18 protein-coding genes are annotated in these 22,416 nt (G+C 71.1%); 9 read left to right on the top strand and 9 right to left on the bottom strand.

All coding sequences use genetic code 11. The annotated features are described in order from the left end of the window. Positions 1-171: 171 nt before the first annotated feature. Both MMF94_RS13840 and MMF94_RS13835 read right to left on the bottom strand, forming a co-directional pair. On the bottom strand, positions 172-564 hold the full coding sequence (locus MMF94_RS13840) for a VOC family protein (RefSeq protein WP_241037100.1): 393 nt from the start codon (positions 562-564) through the stop codon (positions 172-174). A gap of 75 nt (positions 565-639) precedes the next feature. Beyond that, positions 640-1,632, bottom strand: a complete 993-nt coding sequence (locus MMF94_RS13835; protein WP_241036803.1) for a Gfo/Idh/MocA family protein — start codon at positions 1,630-1,632, stop codon at positions 640-642. Positions 1,633-2,246: 614 nt separating this feature from the next. On the opposite strand from MMF94_RS13835, the gene MMF94_RS13830 reads away from it, so the two are divergent. After that, entirely contained in the window at positions 2,247-2,414 is a 168-nt protein-coding gene (locus MMF94_RS13830) for a hypothetical protein (protein WP_241036802.1), read from the top strand. A 12-nt stretch (positions 2,415-2,426) separates the two neighbouring features. Here the strand turns inward: MMF94_RS13830 and MMF94_RS13825 are convergent, their stop codons facing one another. Continuing rightward, on the bottom strand, positions 2,427-3,494 hold the full coding sequence (locus MMF94_RS13825) for a YihY/virulence factor BrkB family protein (RefSeq protein ID WP_241036801.1): 1,068 nt from the start codon (positions 3,492-3,494) through the stop codon (positions 2,427-2,429). 108 nt (positions 3,495-3,602) lie between these two features. On the opposite strand from MMF94_RS13825, the gene MMF94_RS13820 reads away from it, so the two are divergent. Continuing rightward, on the top strand, positions 3,603-4,343 hold the full coding sequence (locus MMF94_RS13820; RefSeq protein WP_241036800.1) for a Clp protease N-terminal domain-containing protein: 741 nt from the start codon (positions 3,603-3,605) through the stop codon (positions 4,341-4,343). Positions 4,344-4,355: 12 nt separating this feature from the next. Here MMF94_RS13820 and MMF94_RS13815 read toward each other — a convergent pair whose 3' ends face one another. Continuing rightward, positions 4,356-5,270: a Dyp-type peroxidase gene (locus tag MMF94_RS13815; RefSeq protein WP_241036799.1), complete on the bottom strand. Its 915-nt coding sequence runs from the start codon at positions 5,268-5,270 to the stop codon at positions 4,356-4,358. A gap of 53 nt (positions 5,271-5,323) precedes the next feature. Next, positions 5,324-5,758 (bottom strand): DUF3618 domain-containing protein, encoded by a 435-nt coding sequence (locus MMF94_RS13810; protein ID WP_241036798.1) that lies wholly within the window; start codon positions 5,756-5,758, stop codon positions 5,324-5,326. Positions 5,759-6,001: 243 nt separating this feature from the next. Here MMF94_RS13810 and MMF94_RS13805 point away from each other — a divergent pair, with 243 nt between their 5' ends. Both MMF94_RS13805 and MMF94_RS13800 read left to right on the top strand, forming a co-directional pair. Next, the gene (locus MMF94_RS13805; RefSeq protein WP_241036797.1) at positions 6,002-6,499 is read left to right on the top strand and encodes a hypothetical protein; all 498 of its coding nucleotides are present in this window, start codon (positions 6,002-6,004) and stop codon (positions 6,497-6,499) included. A 63-nt stretch (positions 6,500-6,562) separates the two neighbouring features. Next, a complete protein-coding gene (locus MMF94_RS13800; protein ID WP_241036796.1) occupies positions 6,563-10,927 on the top strand; it encodes a cation-translocating P-type ATPase in 4,365 nt (1,454 codons plus the stop codon). Between the two features lie 235 nt (positions 10,928-11,162). Here the strand turns inward: MMF94_RS13800 and MMF94_RS13795 are convergent, their stop codons facing one another. After that, complete coding sequence (locus tag MMF94_RS13795) at positions 11,163-11,933, bottom strand: IclR family transcriptional regulator domain-containing protein (protein WP_241036795.1); 771 nt, start codon at positions 11,931-11,933, stop codon at positions 11,163-11,165. Positions 11,934-12,377: 444 nt separating this feature from the next. On the opposite strand from MMF94_RS13795, the gene MMF94_RS13790 reads away from it, so the two are divergent. After that, on the top strand, positions 12,378-13,538 hold the full coding sequence (locus MMF94_RS13790; protein ID WP_241036794.1) for an NAD-dependent formate dehydrogenase: 1,161 nt from the start codon (positions 12,378-12,380) through the stop codon (positions 13,536-13,538). A gap of 91 nt (positions 13,539-13,629) precedes the next feature. Here MMF94_RS13790 and MMF94_RS13785 read toward each other — a convergent pair whose 3' ends face one another. Next, positions 13,630-14,727 (bottom strand): MucR family transcriptional regulator, encoded by a 1,098-nt coding sequence (locus tag MMF94_RS13785; protein ID WP_241036793.1) that lies wholly within the window; start codon positions 14,725-14,727, stop codon positions 13,630-13,632. Between the two features lie 113 nt (positions 14,728-14,840). On the opposite strand from MMF94_RS13785, the gene MMF94_RS13780 reads away from it, so the two are divergent. Continuing rightward, positions 14,841-15,362, top strand: a complete 522-nt coding sequence (locus tag MMF94_RS13780) for a PadR family transcriptional regulator (protein ID WP_241036792.1) — start codon at positions 14,841-14,843, stop codon at positions 15,360-15,362. A 4-nt stretch (positions 15,363-15,366) separates the two neighbouring features. Here the strand turns inward: MMF94_RS13780 and MMF94_RS13775 are convergent, their stop codons facing one another. After that, a complete protein-coding gene (locus tag MMF94_RS13775; RefSeq protein ID WP_241036791.1) occupies positions 15,367-16,857 on the bottom strand; it encodes an aldehyde dehydrogenase family protein in 1,491 nt (496 codons plus the stop codon). Positions 16,858-17,313: 456 nt separating this feature from the next. On the opposite strand from MMF94_RS13775, the gene MMF94_RS13770 reads away from it, so the two are divergent. Further along, complete coding sequence (locus MMF94_RS13770; protein ID WP_241036790.1) at positions 17,314-17,757, top strand: DoxX family protein; 444 nt, start codon at positions 17,314-17,316, stop codon at positions 17,755-17,757. A gap of 78 nt (positions 17,758-17,835) precedes the next feature. Next, the gene (locus tag MMF94_RS13765; RefSeq protein ID WP_241036789.1) at positions 17,836-18,276 is read left to right on the top strand and encodes a DoxX family protein; all 441 of its coding nucleotides are present in this window, start codon (positions 17,836-17,838) and stop codon (positions 18,274-18,276) included. A 15-nt stretch (positions 18,277-18,291) separates the two neighbouring features. Here MMF94_RS13765 and MMF94_RS13760 read toward each other — a convergent pair whose 3' ends face one another. Beyond that, complete coding sequence (locus MMF94_RS13760) at positions 18,292-21,021, bottom strand: ATP-binding protein (RefSeq protein WP_241036788.1); 2,730 nt, start codon at positions 21,019-21,021, stop codon at positions 18,292-18,294. A gap of 304 nt (positions 21,022-21,325) precedes the next feature. On the opposite strand from MMF94_RS13760, the gene MMF94_RS13755 reads away from it, so the two are divergent. Continuing rightward, positions 21,326-22,090 (top strand): enoyl-CoA hydratase/isomerase family protein, encoded by a 765-nt coding sequence (locus MMF94_RS13755; protein WP_241036787.1) that lies wholly within the window; start codon positions 21,326-21,328, stop codon positions 22,088-22,090. The last annotated feature ends 326 nt before the right edge of the window (positions 22,091-22,416 follow it).

The following is a 22,416-nucleotide window of genomic DNA, read 5'->3' as shown; positions in this document are numbered from 1 at the left end:
GTGTCCAGGCGCGGTGTCCCTGCGGGACACCCGCACCCGGGCGATCGCAAGGCGGAGGAGGCGCCGATACCGCTGTTGTATCGGCGCCGAACGACAACGCCGCGAGGCGCTGCCTGGGCTGCGCTGTCGTCGGAGGCGGGTAAGACGACCTCGTTTCCTCGGCACTTGTGCTCAGGCCGGCCCGAGGAGGTCCCACCGGTTGCCTGCGATGTCGAGGAACACGGCGACACGGCCGTAGGCCTCGGTGCGGGGTGAGGTCACGAACTCCACGCCCGCCAAGGTCATCCGGGTGAAGGTGGCGTCGAAGTCGGGCACCTGGAGGAAGAACCCGACCCGGCCGGCCACCTGGTTCCCCACGGCGCCGGCCTGACGGTCTCCGTCCGCGCGGGCAAGGAGCAGCCCTGTCTGGGTGCCCGGCGGCCGGACGACGACCCAGCGCTTGGGCCTTCCGTCGTTCGTGAACGACGGCGAGTCCTCCACCAACTCGAAGCCCAGCACGTCGACGAAGAACGCGATCGCGGGGTCGTACTCCTCGACGACGATGGTGACGAGACCGATCCGCATCTGCACGCGACGATCATGCGCGACAACCGCGCGCCGAGCCCGGTCAGCGGGATCCGGGCGGGCGGTACGGCTGCCCTACAGCTCGGCGGGACCTTCCTGGGGATGCATGCCGAGCCGGTCGGCGACCTCGCCCATCACGTCCTGCACCGCGACCGTGTCGGCCAGTGGCATGACGGCACTTTCCTTGCGCCCCGCCAGGATGCAGTCGGTGACCTCGCGCAGCTCATGCGCATAGCCGCCCCCGGTGTGGGGCAGCGTCATCTCCTGCGGGCCGCGCTCGGTGCGGTGCAGCACGACGGTGTCGGGGTGGTGAAAGCGTGGCGGGACGTCGATCCAGCCCTCGGTGCCGTACACGCGCATCTGCCCCGGGGTGGCGCAGCGGAGCGAGCAGAAGAGGGAGGCGGTGCGCCCGTCGGCCCAGCCGAGGAGCACGGCCTCCTCGATGTCCACACCCGCGGCATCGAGCGTGCCGTGGGCGGCGACCGTGTCCGGCGTGCCCAGCACCATCTGCGCGAACGAGATCGGGTAGACGGTGAGGTCGAACAGGGCGCCGCCACCGATCGCGGCGTTGTAGTAGCGGTCCAGCGGGTCGGTGGGAGCGTTCACCCCCAACTCCCCCTGCACGCCGCGGACGTCGCCGATCGCGCCTTCGGCGATCAGCTCCCGCATCCGCACGACGGCGGGCTGGAAGCGCGTCCACATGGCCTCCATCGCGAAGACCCCGGCGTCGGTGGCCGCGGTCGCGATCTCCCGGGTGGCGGCGGGCGTCACCGTGAACGCTTTCTCCACGAGCACCGCCTTGCCCGCCTTGATAGCCGCCAGCGCCACGGCACGGTGCTGCGGGTGCGGAGTGGAGATGTACAGGACGTCGACGCTGTCGTCCTCGACGATGGCGCGGTAGGACGCGTGGTAGCGGCCGATGCCGTGGGCGTCGGCGAAGGCCTCGGCCCGCTCGGCCGAGCGCGATGCCACCGCGACGACCTCGGCCCCGGGCACATGCACGAAGTCGGCCACGACCTTCGCCGCGATGCGGCCTGGTCCCACCACTCCCCAGCGGACGATGCTCATTCTCCCATCCTGCCGGTCGGGCACTCCACAGCTGTGGACAACCCGGTGGACAACTTCGAACGCATGTTCGAGACAGTGGTGGATGTGATGTTCCGACTCTGATCGCTTGAATTGTCGATCCTTGCCTGGGATACCTATCAAGAGCGGCATCGAGATCCGGCCACGCAGTGGGGTGTCCGGCCGAACGATCGGAACGAAGGAGCGCAGTGGCAGAGGAATCGTCGCCTGACCGCCGAGGCACCGACCCGGACCAGCCGGCAGAGGGGCAGCGGTCCAGATCATCGCCGCGGCGCACGCAACGCGCGGCAGCTCAACCGGCCGGCACCGCCAGAACGGCGGGGACGACAGCCCGTAGCGCACAGGTCCGCGGCGAACAGGGCGAGCAGGGCCCCGCCGGCGAGCAAGGCCCCGCCGGCGAGCAAGGACCCCGCGGCGAACAGGGCGAACCCGGCCCCCGCGGGGAGCCGGGACCTGCCGGCACACCCGGCGACCAAGGACCCCCCGGCGAGCGGGGAGCACCGGGCGAGCGAGGCCCGCGCGGCGAGCCCGGTCCGCCCGGCCCCGCGGGACGGCCGGGAGGTCAGACCGGGACGTCCCACGGAGCCGACTGGCCCGTGCCGATGGAGCCCTTCAGGGCCCTCGCGGTGGGGATCGACCTGGCCTGGCGGCCCGTCACGCTCTTCTGCTCGATGGTCGACAGCGTGGCGAAGCTGCAGCAGGAGACCTGGCTGGCGATGACCGAGAGGGCGACCAGCCGCCTCCGAGCACGATCCGGCCGTTGATCCGGCACAGCGTCAGCCCTTGCGGACGTCGGGCGTGACCGCGTAGCCGAGGCGTTTCAGGACAGCCGCAGCAGCTTCGGGAGCGGCGCGGATCGCGCGGGCGAGTTCCTCCGCCGCCTCCGGCTGCTCGGCGGGCCTGCCCCGCCGGCGCAGCGGAGCGGGCCACAGCGACTGCACTGCCGCGTTGAGGTGCGCGCCCAGGACGATCGCGAGCGCGATGAAGAACATGCCGAGCAGGAACGCGATGGGCGCCGCCAGAGCGCCGTAGGTGTATCCGGTGCTGGTGATCCAGTCGAGGTAGAAGCGCAGCCCGGTGGCGCTGACGAAGAACACCACGACCGCCAGCACGGCGCCGGGCAGACCGCGGTACCACGGCGGCTTGAGCGGCAGCGCGATCTTGTAGAACGTGGTGAGCGCGAGCATGAGCACGACTCCGATCACCGGGTAGTAGAGCGAGCCGAGCACCAGCGCCGCGACGGGTTCCCACGTGTCGGGCAGGAGCGGCAGGAGACGGTCGGGCCCCAGCGCGACGATCGGCAGGACGACGATGCCGATGGCAAGGCCCACGAGGTAGAGCAGGATCGCGAGGATCCGCTGCCAGACGAGGTTGCGCAGCTGGTACTGGCCGTACGCCCGCGTGACCGCGTCGACGAACGCGGCCATCGCCGACGAACCCGACCAGAAGCTGAGCACGAACCCGAAGGAGACGACCTCGCCGCGAGCGGTGGTGAGGACGTCCGCGACGGTGGGCACGATGATCTGGTCCACAGCGTTGCGGCTGAACACCCCGCTCGTCAGGTTGATGATCCACTGCTGGACGGCCGTGACGGTGTCCGGACCGAACCAGCCGCCGGTGTAGCCGAGCAGTCCGAACAGGCCGAGCAGCAGGGGCGGCAGCGACAACGTCTGCCAGAACGCCGCGGATGCCGACTCGCTGAAGAGGTCGTCCTCCCACGCGCTGCTGACCGTGCGCCCCAGCACCCGGCGCACCGTATGGCTCCGCCCGGGGCGGATGTCGGACGTCGCCTCTACCGGGCGCTCGACGTCGAACACCGGCTCCTCGTCCTTCGGCCCCGTCATCGGGTAAGGATGCGCTGTTCGCTCCGGGCTGTCCCCGCGGGTAGTCGATCACGAAGGATCGTCAACCTCAGGTTGACGATAGGGCGATCGTCAACTTAGGGTTGACGCATGACGAATCCCGTCCGCATGACGAACCCCGTTCGGCTCGACGACCTGATCGACGCCATCAAGAAGGCCCACACCGGTGCTCTCGAACAGCTCGAGGGCGCCGTCGTGGTGGCCGGCGCCCTCGACGAAGTGGCCGACCACCTGATCGGCCACTTCGTCGACCAGGCACGGCGCTCCGGCGCGTCCTGGACCGACATCGGCCGGAGCATGGGCGTGTCCAAGCAGGCGGCCCAGAAGCGGTTCATGCCGAAGGCACCGGGTGAGGCGAACGATCTCGATCCGAGCCAGGGTTTCGGCCGGTACACGCCTCGGGCGCGGTTCGTGGTGGTGGGCGCCCAGAACGAGGCACGGGCGGCGAGCAACGCCGAGATCCGGCCGGAGCACCTGGTGCTGGGACTGCTGGGCCAGCCGGACTCGATCGGCGCGGAGGCGATCGTCGCGCAGGGCGTCTCGCTGGAGGCCGTGCGACAGGCCGCCACGGCAGCCCTTCCGGAAGCGGCCGCCGAGGTGCCCGCCCTCATCCCGTTCGACTCCCAGGCCAAGAAGGTCCTGGAGCTCACGTTCCGGGAAGCGCTGCGCCTCGACCACGACTACGTCGGCACCGAGCACATCCTGCTCGCACTGCTGGACGTCGAGGACGGCCAGGGACTGCTCTCCGGCCTCGGCGTGACGAGGGCGAACGCCGAGACCACGATCGTGGCCGCACTGGCGGCTCTCGTCGCGGCCCAGGAACGGCACTGACCGAGGCGTCCGTCAGTCGTCCTCGGGAGGCGCGAACCGGGCAAGTGCGGTGATCGCGGGAACCGTGTAGTACCCGCCGCTGACGGGCTGGGTGTAGCGGGTCAGCGCGTCGCGGACCCCGTCGCCCACGCCCGCCATCCGGCGCAGCATCTCCTCGAGCCGCCACTGGTCGAAGCTGAAGCCGACGAACGCCGTGCCGTGACACGACACGGTCCCGTAGGCGACGTTGCGACGGAAGATGTCCAGCTCGACGCCGTCGACCTCGAGCACGGTTCGTGCGACGTGGCTGTCGGCGGGCTTCACGTCGTCGTCGAGCTCGATGCTGTCGGGCTTGGTCCGGCCGATCACCCGCTCCTGATCCTCCTGCGCCAGTCCCTCCCACCCGTCGGTGTTGTGCTCCCACAGCTGGAACAGGACCACGCTGCTGTCCGCCCCGGGCGATCCGTCAGGGACCAGCGCGACCTCGGGCGCCTCCAGCAGCGACGGGTTCTCGGTGCCGTCGATGAAGCCGGTGAGGTCGCGGTCGTGGCGATACAGCCAGCCGGCCGTCTCCCGGCGCAGCACGGCAACCGCCGCCAGGCCCTCGATCACCGCGCGGCCGTTGTCGAAAACGGCGGTGCGGTCGCCACCTGCCAGCCACAACCAGGCGTCGTGCTGGGTGGCGGGCATCGTGAATCCGTCCGGGCCGACGACACCCTCCTGCCAGCTACGGGCTCCGGTGGGTACGTCGGCCCGGTCCGCCACCTCCGCCCAGAGCTCGGGGCGGAGACCGACGACCAGGTTGACGCCGCCGGTGGTGGACAGCGGCCCCACCAACCCCGCAGCCGCCGTGACCAGATCGACCGCACGTGCCCCGGGCCGAAGATCGAACTCCAGGTACCCGTGCTCCGGGGTACCGAGGGCGAAGATGCCCGGCTGCGCGCTCATGATCGCCATGCTCGCAAAGCACCGCCACCGCCCGGCGCCGCCCCTGGGGTCGATCAGCCCTCCTCGGGACTCACGGCCCGAGCCTTGCGCCGACGCCTGCGGAGCACGATCAGGAGCAGGAGGGCGACGGCCGCCCCAGCCGCCGCGCCCGGCCTCTCCCGGACGAATCGGCGCACGTCCGCGACCTTGCCCGTCATGAGGCGGCAGAGCTCGTCGACCTGCCGTAGCGCCGCCGCGACCGTCTCGTCCTTCCTGGCCTGCACCCGCGCCGAGACGTCGAAGCGCGAAGCGAGCTCCTCGACGGTGTCGCCGAGCTCGGCGCGCAGTTCCTCGATGTGCGCCACACGCTCGTCGCGGAGCTCCTCGACCTCCTCCCGGAGCTCTTCGGGCGACATCGTGCGACCGTCCACGACGGGACGGTCCGGGGCCACGGGCACCGCATCGTCCTCGCTGTCACCGCTGCCCTCACTCCTCGCTCCCGTGCCCATCTGGCGCCCCTTTCATGACTACGCCGTCCCCTGCCTGCCCTCCATGAAATGACCGTTTGCCGATCCCGCCAACCTCAGCGAGGGACGAACCAGGCAAAAGCGATCAATCTTCGATCATTATCCGACGACCGTCGTAACCCGCGCGGTCAATCGGCCCTGATCCGTCAATACGACGTTTGCGCCCTCGCCACCCAGGTAACGCTCTGATTCCATCTCGAGCAGCGCGCGAAGCGAGGAGGGGCCGTGGCAGGCAGGCCGAGGACCGCAGACAGGGGCACCGGCGCGCCGCGGTCGCCGGGAAAGCCCGCAGGCACTATCTCCGCTGGTGGCACCAGCGGTCTCACGAGGGAGGTGCGGCCGGACCGTCCGGCCGAAGGCCGCTTCGAGGGCAAGCGGTCGGCCACGGTCAACCTGCCGTTCATGACCGCCCAGTTCCGGGTTCCGGATATTCACATGCCGGAGATCCATATGCCGGAGATCCGCATGCCGGGGGTGCGTCCGCCGACCCGCGAGGATCTCGACTCGGCCGGACGAAAGGCGCTGTCCGTTCTGCCGCCGCCGAAGACGTTGTTGTTCTTCGGAGGCTTGGCGGCCACCGCGGTCGTCGGAGCGATCGAATGGCCGGTGGCGGCGGCCATCGGTATCGGAAGCGCTCTGGCCGCCCGGGGAGAGGGGAAACCCGAGCCGCGGGGCGACGGTCCACAGGTAGGTGGAATGCGCACGGCGAGGGCACGGAACTGACCTGATCCCTGGAGCGACGAGCCGCGGCAGAAGCCGTGGCTCGTCCGTTGCGTGCGAGGGCAGATGTTGCAGAGTGTGTTCAACCTTGCCGGTGGCGCAGTGGGCACCGTCCTCGGCGCAGCGAACGGGCTGGCCGAACTGGCCTACGCCGCTACCTCCGACGCCACGACGGTGGCGCCGGGCCGGGTGCACGTTCCCTTACGCGGGGTGCACACCAGCGACGCCGCCGTCGCCGCGGCCGTCGAGGAGCAGCTCGCCGAGCACCCTGCCGTCTGCCGCGCCGAGGTCAACGCGGCTCTCGGCCACGTCATGGTCGAGTTCGACCCGGACCTGCTCCCGGTGTCCGAGGCACTGGACCTCGTGGCGGACGTCGAGCAGGAGAACGGGCTCTCGTCGGAGCCGTACACGCGCCAGGAACATCCGGGGAACGCCCGCCGCGCGCTGCAGGAGGCCGCCCTGTTGGGCATCCACACCGCCGCGCTCGTCTACACGACGGTCGGCCGGGCGGTACCCGCCGCACCGGTCGCGCTGCCTGCGTCGGTCCTCGCGCTGATCGACGCCTCCCCCCGGCTACGCGGTTACGTCGCGAGAGCCGTGGGTGAACCCGCGGCCGACGCGCTGCTCAGCACCGGAGCAGCGTTGTCCAACGGGCTCGGCAAGCGCCCGCTCGGGCTGCTCGTCGACGCATGCCAGCGCTTCGTCCTCTACCAGGAGAGCCAGGCGCGCCGGCGAGCCTGGGCCGTGTGGGAGGACGCGCTCGCCGATCACGAGGGCGCCCATCGAGCCATGCCACGACCGGTGGGCCCGCGCCCCGCACCGATCCCGCCGGGGCCGGTCGAGAAGGTCGCCGACCTCACGCCGCTGGCCGCGCTCGGCGGCGCCGCCGCGCTGTTGGCCGCCACACGGTCCGTGCCGCTCGCGACCACCGCGCTCGCTCTCGGTGCCCCCAAGGCGGCACGGTCGGGCCGCGAGGGGTTCGCCGCTCAGCTCGGCCGCGATGCCGCTGCGAAAGGCACGCTCGTCCTCGACCGGAACGTGCTGCGCCGGCTCGACCGCGTCGACACGGTTGTTCTGGACGAGGACGTCCTGCTGACGGGCCGCCAGGCCGTGGACGACGTGGTGCCTCTCGCGGAGGAGCCGGGGTCCGGGCTGTCCGAGCTCGTCGAGCGGGCCCACGACCTGGTCGACCTGCGGAGGCCGCTGCGGGCGCGGACGAACGAGGGCTGGTCGGTCGAGCCGGCCGAACCGGAGCCGGCAGGGCGGCTGGGCGAGGTCGCCGCCTCGCTCGGGCGCCGGTCGTCCACGGTGCTGACCCTGCGGCGCGGCAGCGAACCGGTCGCCGTCATCGGCATCTCGCCCGCGCTGGACCCCTTTGCCGAGTCCGTGGTGGCCGCGGCCTCCCGGGCCGGCCTCGTGCTCGTCGGTGGCCCCCGCGCGCTCTCGCGACGCCTGGAGCTCGACGGCGCCGTACCCGGCGGGGCCACGCTGACGGACTCCGTGCGGGCACTGCAGACCGGCGGCCACGTCGTCGCCGTGGTCAGCCGGAACCATCGCACCGCGCTCGTCGCCGCGGACGTCGGGATCGGCGTGGTCGGGCCGGGGAAACCCCCGCCGTGGACCGCGGACGTGCTCACGCGGACGGCTGGAGAGGTGTGCCTGCTGCTGGACGCGATCGGGGTGGCTCAGCAGATCAGTCACCGGTCCGCCCAGCTCGCCGTCGGGGGGTCGGGACTGGGAGGACTCCTCGCCGTCCTCGGACCTCCGACCGGCGCCGCGGGGCGGGCCGCGATCCCCGTGCACACAGCCGCACTGGTCGCGCTCGGCCTCGGTACCTGGTCGGGGATCTCGCTGGCCAGGCGGCCGGGGCCGATACCCGCGGACCGCACGCCGTGGCACGCGATGTCGGCGCGCGCCGTGCTGCAGTCGTTGCACAGCGCCCGCACCGGGCTCAGCGAGCACGAGTCGCACCTGCGTCAGCGCGACCGGCCCGCCATCGATGAGCAGCACGATGTCGGGATCACCAAAGCGTCGCTGGAGGAGCTCGCCAACCCGCTCACCCCGGCGCTCGCAGCAGGCGCCGGTGTCTCGGCGGCGACCGGCTCGATCCTCGACCCGTTGCTGATCACCACGGTGCTCGCGGTGAACGCGCTGATCGGCGGCGTGCAGCGGGTCGGAGCACAGCGGGCTCTCCGCACGCTCCGGAAGAGCAGCGCGGCACGCGTCCACGTCCGGCGCGGCGAGTCCGATGTGGAGCTGCGGGCCGACCAGCTGGTCGAGGGCGACGTGATCCGGCTGCAGGCCGGGGACGCGGTACCGGCGGACTCCCGCGTGCTGACCGGCCATGACCTGGAGATCGACGAGTCGTCCCTGACGGGCGAGTCGGTGCCGGTGGCGAAGTCGAACCGCGCGACGAGCGCCCGGGCCATCGCCGACCGGAACTCCATGCTCTACGAGGGCACGGTGGTCGCGGTCGGCCGGACCGACGCGGTGGTCGTCGCGACCGGTGACCGCACCGAGGCAGGCCGGGCCATGCGTCAGAACGGCGAGCAGGCGCCGCCGACCGGGGTCGAGATCCGGTTGCGCAAGCTCACCGCCCGCGCCCTTCCCATCTCGATCGGTGCCGGGGTCGTGCTGGTGGTGTCCGACCTCCTGCGCCGACGGCCGGCAGGGATCGCGCTCACCCGCGCCGTCAGCCTCGCGGTGGCCGCAGTACCGGAAGGGCTGCCCTTCGTGGCGACGGTGGCCGAGCTCGCGGCAGCGCGCCGGTTGTCCGCCCGCGGAGCCCTGGTCCGCAACCCATCGACGATCGAGGCTCTCGGACGGGTCAACGTGCTCTGCTTCGACAAGACCGGCACGCTCACCGAGGGCCGGATCAGCCTGCGGCAGGTGTCCGACGGAACCGACACCGTGAGCGTCGACGAACCGCTGCGCCCCGACCTGCAGGACGTCATCGCCACCGCCGTGCGGGCGAGCCCGTTCCGGGCCGACCCCCACCAGGTCACCCACCAGACCGACCGGGCGGTGCTGCGCGGCGCCCGCACGCTCGGGGTGAGCGCGGAGAACGGTCACGCGGTCGTCGAGCAGCTCGACGAGCTCCCCTTCGAGTCCCGCAGGGCCTACCACGCCACCCTGTGGCGCGGCCGTACCGGCACGCGGATCAGCCTCAAGGGCGCTCCCGAGGTCGTCCTCCCGCTCTGCAGCGCCCGCAGACGCAACGGCGAGACCCAGCCGCTCGACGAGCGGACCCGCGCCGCGATCGACGAGGAGGTGCACCGGCTGGCCCTGCAAGGACACCGCGTGCTCGCCGTGGCCCAGCGGCGCATCGCGGACCGGACCCAGCTGACCGAGGACGACGTCACGGAGCTGGAGTTCCGCGGGCTCGTCGCGTTGGTCGACCCCGTCCGGCCGACCGCTGCCCAGAGCGTCGCGACCTTGCGCGCCGCCGGTGTGGAGATCGCCATGATCACCGGAGACCACCCGAGTACGGCGCAGTCGATCGCGAGCGAGCTCGACGCACTCAACGGGCGCACGGTGATGACCGGCGCCGAGCTCGAGGAGCTGACGGACTCCCAGCTCGTCGAAGCGCTGCCGCGCGCGGCCGTCTTCGCGCGCGTCACCCCCGCTCAGAAAGCCCGCATCGTCCAGGTATACCAGCAGCGCGGTCTCGCGGTGGCCGTCACCGGCGACGGCACCAACGACGCGCCCGCCATCCGCCTCGCTGACGTCGGCATCGCGCTGGGCGCCAGGGCCACCGCGGCCGCACGGGAGGCGGCCGACGTCGTGGTCACCGACGACCGGATCGAGACGATCACCGACGCGATCGTCGAGGGCCGCGGCATGTGGACCTCGGTGCGCGACGCGCTGTCCATCCTGCTCGGCGGGAACCTCGGCGAGATCGCCTACACGCTCGCCACCGGCATCGCAGGCAGCAACGGTGGCCTCAACGCACGGCAGCTGCTGCTGATCAACCTCCTCACCGACGTCCTGCCCGCCATGGCCGTCGCCGTCCGGCCACCCGCCGATGCCACGCCCGAGCAGCTCCTCGCCGAAGGCCCCGAACAGTCCCTGGGCGGCGCGCTCACCCGCGGCATCCAGGTCCGGGCCGCGATCACGGCGACTTCCGCTGGCATCGCGTGGCTGCTGGCCCGGCCCGTGAGCACGGCCGGGCAGGCGAGCACGACAGGGCTCGTCGCGCTCGTCGGCGCCCAGCTCGGGCAGACGCTCGCCGTGCGCGGGCGCACCCCGTTGGTGGCCGCCGCGGTTGCCGGCTCGATGGTGCTGCTGGCGGTCGCGGTCCAGGTACCCGGTGTGAGCCGGGTGGTCGGTTCCCGGCCGCTCCTTCCTCACCAGTGGGCCATCGCCCTCACCGCGGCCGTGGGGGCCACCGGGGCCCAGCTCTTGGCACAACGGCTACTGACCCGCGTCTGAACGCGCTCGTCATCTTCTCGCTACCGGACATCCAGTCCACCGGCGCCCAATGCTCATCACCGCCACCGATCCTGGAGCAATTCCTCGGAAGGCGGATGCGATGACTGAGATGCTCACCGCGGTGCTGGTCGCTGTTGCGGCTTCCCTGCTCGAGCGGCTCGCGGTGCGGGTCGCGCGGTCCCTCTGGGGAGCGCTGCGGCCTGCCACCGTCTGATCCACGGGTGGCGCACCGGCTTCACCTGCCGATCCCCGAAACCGGCGGATCGCTCCGCACGTCGTAGGTCGGTGACACCCCGCCGGTACGGGTGCTGATCGCCACGGCGGCGTCACGAACGGCGCGGCCGATCCTGTCGATCTCCTCGTCCGGCTTCCGGTCGGGCATCGCGAGCACCGTCACGATCATGCGAACGCGGCCGTCGGCGTCGAACGCGGCAGCCGCGGCGACGCCATGCGGCTGGTCGGCGGCCCCGGCACTGCGCCCGAACCCGTCCGCGCGTACCCGGGTGAGGCCCTCACCGTGATCGCGCATCTCCGGCGGGAGGCGATGTCTCGACGCCGCACCCGGCACGCCCCATGCGGCGACGACCTGGCGCACGGCGGTGGCGGGCTCCGGCAGCCGATCACCGATCCCGATGCTGACCCTGACCCCCTGCGTGCACTCACCCGTGGCGACGACGACGAACTCCCCGGAGCCGTCCGGCACGACGGCGACCGTGACGGCGCCCAGCCGCCGGCTCAGCTCGTCGAGCTCCTCACGCACGACCTCAGCCGTGTGTTCGCCGGTACGGGTGAGGGTGAGCAGCCGCGGCCCGAGCGTCCAGCCTGCCCGCTCGGGCGAGGCGCCCCATCCCTGGGCACGCAATGTGGCCAGGATTCCGTAGCAGGTGCTGCGATTGAGGGCCAGGTCGGCGATGAGCGTTGCCGGGGATACCGGACGTGGATACTCCGCGGCGAGGCGCTCCAGGATCCGGATGGCTTTCTCGACCGCGGGCACGTCCGACGACACCTGTACTCCCCCTGCTTTACGCGTGTACCGGTCGAACCTTCACTAGTATCACTGTAACTAGCGCGCGATCGGACGCATTCGCGGCGCCATCGCTGCGCCTGGCCGCAGGCTCACGCCGCCCGTTCGGCCCGCGGCAGCAGGGCGGGACCACCTCCGGTAGCAGTGCCGCCGGGCTGCACCGATCTCTGTGACACCGCAGATTCGGTCGTGATTCGGTGTTTACTCCGCTTCTACGGCGAAGCGCGGGCCGTTCCGTCACAGCGGGTGCACCCGCCTCGCCGCGCTCGCCGAGCGGCCTCCCCACCCCCGAACGCTCCGGCCTCGGACGATCGACGCGATGAATGAGGTCATAGCGAGAATCGTCCTCGACACTGTTGCCGGGCTCCCCTGCTATCCAGCACTGTTATTGCAGAAAGGGAAATCCCGACATTCAAGGAGATGACGATGGCGAAGGTGCTTTGCGTCCTGTACGACGACCCGGTCGACGGTTATCCGTCCACTTACGCCCGCGACACTCTTCCCGTGCTGGAGCGCTACCCGGACGGACAGACGCTTCCTACTCCGGCAGGCATCGACTTCACGCCGGGACAGTTGCTGGGCAGCGTGTCGGGCGAGCTCGGGCTGAGGAAGTACCTGGAAGGCCTCGGCCACGAACTGGTGGTCACCTCCGACAAGGAGGGTGCCGACTCGGAGTTCGACCGCCACCTCGCCGACGCCGAGGTCGTGATCTCCCAGCCGTTCTGGCCCGCGTACCTCACGGCGGAGCGGATCGCGAAGGCCCCCAACCTCAAACTCGCGCTCACCGCGGGCATCGGTTCGGACCACGTCGACCTCGACGCGGCGATCAGGCACGGTGTGACCGTCGCCGAGGTGACCTTCTGCAACAGCATCAGCGTCGCCGAGCACGTCGTGATGATGATCCTCTCGCTCGTGCGCAACTACCTCCCGTCGCACGAGTGGGTCCGCAAGGGCGGCTGGAACATCGCCGACTGCGTGGCCCGCTCCTACGACCTCGAGGGGATGGACGTCGGCACGGTCGCCGCAGGGCGGATCGGGCTCGCCGTGCTGCGCCGCCTCGCCCCGTTCGACGTCCGCCTGCACTACACCGACCGGCACCGCCTGCCGGCCGAGGTCGAGGAGGAGCTGGGCCTGACCTACCACGCCACCACGCAGGAGATGGCTCCGCACTGCGACGTGGTCACCATCAACGCACCCCTGCACCCGGAGACGCAGGGCATGTTCGGTGAAGAGCTGCTCTCGCAGATGCGCCGCGGGGCCTACCTGGTCAACACCGCCCGCGCGCTCATCGTCGACCGGGACGCGGTCGTGCGCGCCCTGGAGAGCGGCCAGCTCGCCGGGTACGCCGGTGACGTCTGGTACCCGCAGCCCGCTCCGTCCGACCACCCGTGGCGGACCATGCCCCACCAGGGAATGACCCCCCACATCTCGGGCTCGTCACTGTCGGCGCAGGCGCGCTACGCAGCGGGCACCCGGGAGATCCTCGAGTCGCACTTCTCCGGCACGCCGATCCGCGACGAGTACCTGATCGTCGACGCCGGAAAGCTCGCCGGCACCGGAGCGCACTCCTACAGCACCAACAGCTGACCCACCGGGGCACGGGCCCGGGGTGCCGCACGGCATCCCGGGCCCGTCCGTCATTTCCGCCGCTGCCGCGGGCGGTCGCCCGCCCGGCGACTCAGCAGAGTCCGGCGCGCCTGCGCACCCACGTCTCCGCCTCGTCGCACTCGTGGGCGATCCGCTTCCACGACAGGCCCTCGGCGCGACGGGCCGACAGATAGTCGTCGATGCTGTCGAAGCCGAAGCGGTGCGCGATGGCATCTGCCCGGCGTTGCGTGCGTGACCGCGAGGTCGCGTGCAGGTGCCGATCGATCCCGTGGCGCCGCATCGCGGACTCGACCGCGGGACGCGACATCCCGACCTCGACGCCGATCGCCGCCACCGTCCAGTGCTTGCGCAGGTGCCGGTCCTCCAGGTAGACGGCGACGTCCGGGAACCCGAGTGCCTCCACCACCGGCAGCCACGACTGATCCCAGCGGGCCCGGCGCCTGCCACGCACCTCGTCGTCGACGGCTGCGGCGGCCTCCGGGTCGACCGCGGCGAGGTGCCGGCTGAGCCAGTCCTTGTGCAGGCCGGCCGCACGGCTGATCGCGGCGAGGCTGGAACCGTCCCGGATGCGCTCACGCACCAGCGTGCCGATGTCGGAGAACCCGAGGCGCTGCGCCGCGGCCGTGGCCGTCTCGCGCAGCCGCTCGTCCGCGTACCGGCGGGTGGCGGCGGCCCGCTTCTCCAGGGAGATCGCCGCCAGCGTGGCCAGCGTCTTGCGACGGCGCTGCTCGGGCTGCGGCCTGCCGCGTGCCGCCAGCGCTGCGGCCCTGCTCAACCCGCCGGACTTCGCCCAGCGCATCCCGACATCGCACCCTTCACGGATCGCGGGATCGGTCGACCTGCGGACGGTCAGCGCGGCCGCCCGGCGCTCCCGGGTGGAGGTGCCCTCCAGGGGCTGCCCGCGTTCGAGACCGAACGCCGTCCGGTAGGCCTCCTGGCTCCAGCCGTGGGAACGCAGGTGCGCCAGCACCGACCGGAACCACTCCCCGCAGAGGTGGCACATCACCACCGGCCCGTCGCCGATCACCACGCCGATCGGGGCGTAGTGAACGGTTCCGTCCGGTAGTACCCCGGCCACTTCGTGCACAGATCGACCGCGCGCCCACGTCGACGGCACGTATTCCGGCGGATGCGGCAGCGCCGTCCACGCTGTCTCCGCTGATGACATGAGGCCTCCCGAGGCGGGGAACGATGGCCACTAGTATCACTGAGACTAGCCTCGGACGAACCTCCCGGGCGAGGTCGTCCGGTGTCGCGTTTCCTCGGCACTAGGCTGAGCCGATGCATCTCGGTCTGGCCGAGTGGATCGTGCTCAGCGTGATCGACGAGCGACCGGTGCACGGATTCGCCGTGGCCGCGTTGACGGCCCGCGACGGCGAGCTCGGACGGGTCTGGCACCTTCCTCGCCCGGTCGTGTACCGCGCGCTCGGCAGGCTGCTCGAAGCCGAAATGGTGCGGCCCGATGCGGTGGAGTCCGAGGCCGGGCCGCAACGCACGGTGTACGCGAGCACCCCGCTCGGCCATCGCGAGGCCGAGAAGTGGCTCCAGACCCCGGTCGAGCACGTCCGGGAGATGCGCTCGCACTTCCTGGTCAAGCTCGCACTGCTGGACCGCCGCCGCGGCGACCCCGCCCCCGTACTCGCCCAGCAGCGCGAGACATTGGCGACCATCGCACGAGCGCTGGACTCGGAGGCCGCCCGGCACACCGGTTTCGACGCCGTGCTGTTCAGCTGGCGCCGGGCGACCACCGCATCGGCCCTCGACTTCGTGGAGGACCTGTCCCGCGCATCGACCACCCGCTGACAAATCAGCTCAGGTCGGTGATCACCGTCTTGGTCTCCATGTAGTTGTTGAAGACGGCCTGGCCCATCTCCCGGCCCCACCCGGATTCCTTGTAGCCGCCGAACGGGAGGGTCGCGTCGAACACGTTCCAGGTGTTGACCCACACCGTGCCTGCCCGCAGCCGCCGGGCGGTGCGGTAGGCCTTGCCGATGTCGCGGGTGAACACCCCGGCACCCAGCCCGAAGTTCGTGTTGTTGGCGGTGGGCAGGATGTCGCGGTCCGCGTTGAACGGCGCGGCGGCCACGACCGGACCGAAGATCTCCTCCTGAACGGCCTTCATCTCCTCGCGAGTGCCGGTGAGGATCGTCGGGGCCACGAAGTATCCCTTGTCGCCCACCCGCTCACCGCCGATGATGTTCGCGCCCTCGTCGCGGCCCGAGGTGATGTAGCCGGTCACCCGGTCGAACTGCTCGGACGACACCAGCGGGCCCATCATGGTCGACTCGTCGAGCCCGTTGCCGACCTTGATGTTGCGGGCCTGCTCGGCAACGCCTTCCACGACCTGGTCATACACCGACTCCTCGACGTAGAGCCGGGAGCCCGCGACACAGCACTCGCCCTGGTTGAAGAAGATCGCGTTGGCCGATCCGGCGATGGCCTTCTCGATGTCCGCGTCGGCGTAGACGACGTTGGGCGACTTGCCGCCCAACTCCAGGGTGACCTTCTTCAGGTTGCCCGCCGCTGCCTGCACGATCTGCTTGCCCACCTCGGTGGACCCGGTGAACGCCACCTTGTCCACGTCGGGGTGCGCGGCCAGTGCCGCGCCCGCGTCACCGAAGCCGGTGACGATGTTGAGCACGCCCGGCGGCAGCCCCGCCTGCATCGCCAGCTCACCGAGAAGCAACGCCGACAGCGGCGTCTGCTCGGCGGGCTTGAGGACGATCGTGCACCCCGCCGCGAGCGCGGGGGCCACCTTCCACGCGGCCATCAGCAACGGGAAGTTCCACGGAATGATCTGCGCCGCCACCCTGACCGGCTCCCGCAGGGTGAACCCGAGGTAGGCGTCCGGGTCGTGCGCCGAGATCGGCAGCGTGCTGCCCTCGATCTTGGTCGTCCAGCCCGACATGTAGTGGAACATGTCGGCCGCCAACGGCACGTCCGCCGCCTTGGCCACCGCGAAGGGCTTTCCGTTGTCCAACGACTCGAGGAGTGCGAACTCCTCGAGGTGGTCCAGGATCAGGTCACCGAGCTTGTGGATGATCCGGCCGCGCTGCCCGTGGGGCATCTTGCGCCACGCCGAACCGTCCTCGAACGCGGCACGCGCCGCACGTACGGCCCGGTCGGCGTCCTCCGCCTGACCGTGCGCCACCGAGGCGAGCACCTCCTCCGTGGCCGGGTTGACGCTGTCGAACGTCGAACCCGACGCCGCATCGACCCATTCGCCGTTGATCAGCATCTTGCGGCTGAGCGATCCCACGACCTCCTGGATGCGGGGTGCCTCGAACGCCAGGGTCATCATCGTCCTCCTCGCTGGAATCAGACTGGTTCGCCGCCACGACCCAGAACGCCATGGAACCACCGCATCTGCGGAAGGTCGATAGAGATGGACCCGCAAAAGCGGACTCTCCACAGTTGTCCCCGCCCATCCGGCCAGGTACGAGGCGAACGATCACGGGGCGGGCGCAGGGCTCCCGCCGGGCCCGCGGGGCAGGTATTGACCATGCGCCGAAGGCGGGCTCCCGGCCGCCCTCGCGGTCGCCGAGATGACGAGCGCCGAACGGCATCGCACGAGGGGTGACTGACCGAACACGACCAGGTGAAATGGCCGTTGCATTACGCCTACTGCTCGTCGCTCTCCGTCGTTCGGCCGCCGCGTAGCCACCCGAACGGGGCAGTTCGAGCCATCCCGTTCGATTGACTTACCCCGCCCCGGAGTCGGGGCCGATCACCGAGTGCCTCCTGGAGCTCCCCGATGTACCGATCTCTCCCTGCACCCGCACGCGACTGGGTACTGCTGATCACTCGTGTCGTGATCGGCGTCGTGATGTTCGCCCACGGCTACCAGAAGCTGGCGATCGACGGGATCGGCCAGACCTCCCGGGGCTTCGAGAACATGAGCATCCCGCTCGCCATCATCTCCGCGTCGTTCGTGACGGTCGTCGAGTTCGCCGGCAGCATGCTGATGATCGCCGGCGTGGCCACGCTCCTGGTCTCAGGACTGGAGCTCATCACGATGGCGGGTGCCGCGGTCTTCGTGCACATCCCCAACGGCATCTTCGTCGCCGACGGCGGGTGGGAGCTCGTCGGCGTGCTCGGCGCCGGCCTCCTGGGTATCGCGGCCACCGGGCCGGGGCGCTACAGCGTGGCCCACCTGCTGCGCATGCGTGAGGAGACGCCGGCTGTCGGCGTGCGCTGACGAAGGAGGGCCGGTCCGCACACCGGGCGCGTCGGCGCCCTTCCACCAGTCGAGAGCCCGATCGAACCCGGAGATCCCATGACCCTGTCCCGTCCTGCCGATGACATCGCCGTCCTCGTCGCCCGCGTCCTCCTCGGCGTCGTGCTCGTCGCGCACGGCCTCCAGAAGCTGCTCACGGACGGCATCGGCGCCACCGGCGCGGCCTTCGGATCGATGGGCGTCCCGTTGCCGACCGTCTCCGCGATCTACGCGATGGTCGCCGAACTCGGCGGCGGCCTGCTGCTGCTCGTCGGGCTCGTCACCACGGTGGCCGCGGGCCTGGTCGCGTTGGACATGCTGGGCGCACTGATCATCGTCCACGTCCGCAACGGCGTGTTCGTCGATCAGGGCGGCTGGGAGCTCGTCGGCCTGATCGCGGTGGTCGCGCTGCTGGTGGCGGCAGTCGGTGGCGGGCGGTACAGCCTCGACGGCCTGCTTGCCGCGCGACGCCACTCGATCACGGCAGCCTCGTCCGGCTGAGGCGAGGGCACCGCGCTACAGCGACTGGTAGGCGCGGCTGCGCAGCTGGCGGCGGGAGGTGATGTTGAGCTTCCCGAAGATCCTGCTCAAATGCCATTCCACCGTGCGCGGACTCAAGAACAACCGTGCCGCAATCTCCGGGTTCGACAACCCCTCTCGCACCAACCGGACGATCTGCGCTTCCTGAGCGGTCAGCTCACTGCTGGTCTCCACATTCCGCTTCCGCGCCGTCTCCCCGGTCGCCCCCAACTCACGAGCCGCACGCCCAGCAAACGCCTCCATCCCCATCGCCGAGAACGACTCGAAAGCGATCCGCAACTGCTCACGCGCATCCAACCGCCGACGTTCCCGGCGCAACCATTCGCCGAACACCAGATGCGCCCGCGCAAGCTCGCCCTTGATGCGGGTCCGGCCCAGCCGCTCGATCGCCTCCCGATAGGCGTCCTCGGCCCCACCGGCCTCACTCATCAGCGCACGACAGCGCGCCTCGATCCCCAGCGCCCAGTCCGTGCCGCTGGCCCGGGTCGTCTCGACGAGCTGCTCCAGAGCTCCTGCAGCCTGTTCGGGCCGCCCGCCCCGGGTGGCCGCCTCGATGAGCTCGACCAGCACGCCCCACGGTTCCACTCCCATCACCGGCGGGTACTCACTCGCCCGCCGCGCCGCGGCGTAGGCGTCCTCGTACCGTCCCAAGCTGTTGCAGAGCAACGCGTCCGCGGCACCCGTGATGATCAGCCCGAAACCCTCGCCCCGGCGGAGCACCTCCTCGGTGGTGGTCTCGATCAGCCGGAACGCATCGGCTTCCCGGCCGCGCCAGGCAGCGAGCAAGAGGGCGCCGTAGGGCGCGACGGGGATCCCGGTCGCCGCGCTCACCGACTCCACCTCCTGGAGCAGCCCGGCGGCCTCGGCGAGCTCGCCGAGGTACACGAGCGAGCCGATACGTGAGGTCAGGGCGAGGGGCAGCGTGGTGAGCGCGCCCGCATCCCGGGCGAGCTCCAGGTGGCGCGACGTCTCCAACGTCGCCTCGTCCCACAGGTTCCCGGCCGTGATGTGGGCGAGCCAGAGCCAATGCAGCTCCGACGCACAGAGCTTCGGGCTGCGGAAAGCACACAGGGCCTGCCGGAGTATCGGCACTCCCGCGGCATAACCGTCCGTGAAGCGGATCGCGAGGCCGTCGAGGAGCAGATCGGGCGCGCGCGGGGGCTGCACGGGTGCAGGCGCCGCACGGGCGGCCTCGGCCGCGGCGCGCACGCCGTCGTCGGCCAGCGCGCCGGCGAACATCGTCGCCAGCAATGCGTCCAGGTAGGTCTCGCGGGCCAGCCGGACGTCGAGTGGCTCGAGCTGTTTGGCGGCGCCGAGCAGCAGCGGCGGGGCTTCCCGGCCCCGGTTCACGGTCAACGCGATCCGGGCGCGCAGCAGGTCCATCTGAGCGGCCTGGAGCTTGTCCAGTGGGAGCGCCTCCACGAGGGCGAGCAACCGCCGGGTCGCATCGGGCATCCCTGCGTGGTGCGTCGCCTGAGCCGCGGCGAGGGTGCGGTCGGCCCGGCGCGACGGCTCAGGAGTCAGTTCGGCCGCGCGTTCCAGGAACGCGGCCGCCGCGGCCAGCCCGCCACGCGCCTGCGCCCGATCGGCCGATCGCTCCAGCTCCGCGGCGACGACCTCGTCCGGAGCGGACGCGGCCTGCGCGTGGTGCCAGGCTCGCCGGTCGGGATCCGTCTCGGCATCGGTGGCGTCCGCCAGCGCCTGGTGCGCGTTGCGCCGCTCCTCCGGCGACGCCGCCCAGTAGATCGCCGACCGCACCAACGGGTGCCGGAACCGCACCACCGTGCCGATCTCGACGAGCCCGGTGGCGACGCTCGGCGCCGCCGCTGCGGAGCCGATTCCCAGCCGCTCGGCTGCACGCCACACCAGGACCGGGTCGCCGACCGGCTCTGCAGCGGCCACCAGCAGCAGCTGCCGGGCCTCGGCATCGAGCGTGGCAACCTGTCGCCGGAAGCTCTCCTCGATCTGCCGCGGAAGCGCCTGCGCACCCGACAAGCCGAACCCCGCCACCAGCTGCGCGGACGTCAGCCCGCGTGGCAGCTCCAGCAGCGCCAGCGGGTTGCCCCGCGTCTCGGCGACGATCCGGTCGAGAACCCGGTCGTCCACAGGCCCGCGCACCACCTCGCCCAGCAGCGCTCGCGCCTCGTTCGGGGCCAACCCGGTGACCTCGAGCTCCGGCAGATCCTCCAGCTCCACGACCTTGTCGGGGAGCCGGGAAGCGAAGACCATCGCCACCGACTCGGCCTCCAGCCGGCGCGCGACGAAGGCCAGCGCCTGGGCCGAGGCGTGGTCGAGCCATTGGGCGTCGTCCACGACGCAGACCAGCGGGCGCTTGCAGGCCACCTCGGCGATCAGGCCGAGCACGGCCAGCCCCACCAGGAAGCGATCCGGGGCAGGGCCGTCGCTCAGCCCGAAAGCCGTGCACAGCGCCCGGCGCTGCGGCCCGGCCAGCCGCTCGGCCCGGTCCAGCATCGGCCCGCACAACTGGTGCAACCCGGCGAATGCGAGCTCCATCTCCGACTGGACACCGACGACCCGTGCCACCAAGAGCCCGCGCCGGGTCGCCCGCTCGGCCATGTACTCGAGCAGGGCCGTCTTGCCCACACCCGATTCGCCGCGCAGGACCAGCGCGCGACTCTCACCCGACTGAACGGCCTCCAACAGCCGGTCGAGCGTGCCGCGCTCGCTGTGCCGGTCACGTAACAACAGGTCACACCACCAGTGTGTGTCTTCGACGAGCCACCTACCGAGTATCCGCACGCCGTCATGCGGACCGCCACATGTCGGCCCTGCCGCGCCGGGGCACGGCGGCGGCGGCTCCGACCGCCGGGCCTCGTACCAGCGCTTGCGGGTGCCCGGCAGTCTCGCGAGACGGGTGTCACGTATGCCCGGCAACGAGCCGTCACATGGCGCCGACGCCGCACGGGTCCCGGGACTTTCACGGGTTCGATCGAGTCGCGACGCCGCCGATCGTGCCTCTGCCAGATGGCCCAGCACAGAGGAGACAACGTTGGCCACCCCCGAGTACTTCGACAAATACGACAACCTCGCCTTCGGGCGAGACAGCGAGGGTGTGCTCCTGCTGCGCTTCCACACCAACGGGGGCCCGGTGGTGTTCACCGGCCGGACCCACCAGGACTTCCCGGCTGCACTCGAAGAGATCTCGCTGGACAGGGACAACAAGGCCCTGGTCATCACCGGCACCGGCGACGCGTTCATGGATCAGATCGACGGGCCGAGCCTCGGGGAGATCTTCAAGCCTGCCGCATGGGAGAAGACGCGGAGCGAGGGCTCGAAGGTGCTCCAGCGTCTGATCGAGCTGCCGATGCCCGTGGTCGGCGTCGCCAACGGCCCCGCGACCGTCCATTCCGAGTATCTGCTCGTCGCCGACATCCACATCGCCTCGGAGCGGGCGACGTACGGCGACTCCCCACACCCCGAGTTCGGCATCACCGGCGGCGACGGCGTGCAGGTCGTCTGGGAGGAGATCGCGGGAACGGCCCGTGCCAAGTGGCTGCTCTGGACGGGCGAGCAGATCGACGCGCAGACAGCCCTGCAGTGGGGCGTCGTGAGCGAGGTGGTCGCCCATGACCACGCCCTCGAGCGTGGCGTGCAGATCGCACGTGGCCTCGCCGCGAAACCGGCGCTCTACCGCGCCCTGCAGAAGCAGACGCTGAACGCCAACCTGCGCCGCCGGATCCTCCAGGACGTCCCCTTCGGCATGGCGCTCGAAGGTCTCACCGCGGCCGACCTGCCCTACCAGAACCAGACGTGACGCCCGGGCCCGCGTTACGGGCCCTGCAGGTCATCCGCCCCCCAGCGGTGTGTTGTCCCGGGTGCACGGGGCCGGCACCCGGGACGACACGCCAGAGACTTCCACGGGTGCGATGGGCGTGGCCCGAATGTGACGCTGAAACGCATACACGGCCCCCGGATGAACGGTCGCGAGCCGTGACGAGGTCCCCATATCACGCCGGTGGACACCGGCGGAGGGAGACGCACGCAGAAAGACGATCTGACACGAAACATCTGGAGGAGAAGTGAGCACGATGACCAACGGACGCACAGCCGACACCGAGACCACAGACCACGCCTTCTGGC

It is taken from the genome of Pseudonocardia alaniniphila (assembly GCF_022524485.1).
Taxonomy (GTDB): Bacteria; Actinomycetota; Actinomycetes; order Mycobacteriales; family Pseudonocardiaceae; genus Pseudonocardia; species Pseudonocardia alaniniphila.
This window is presented reverse-complemented; position numbering and strand designations above follow the sequence as displayed.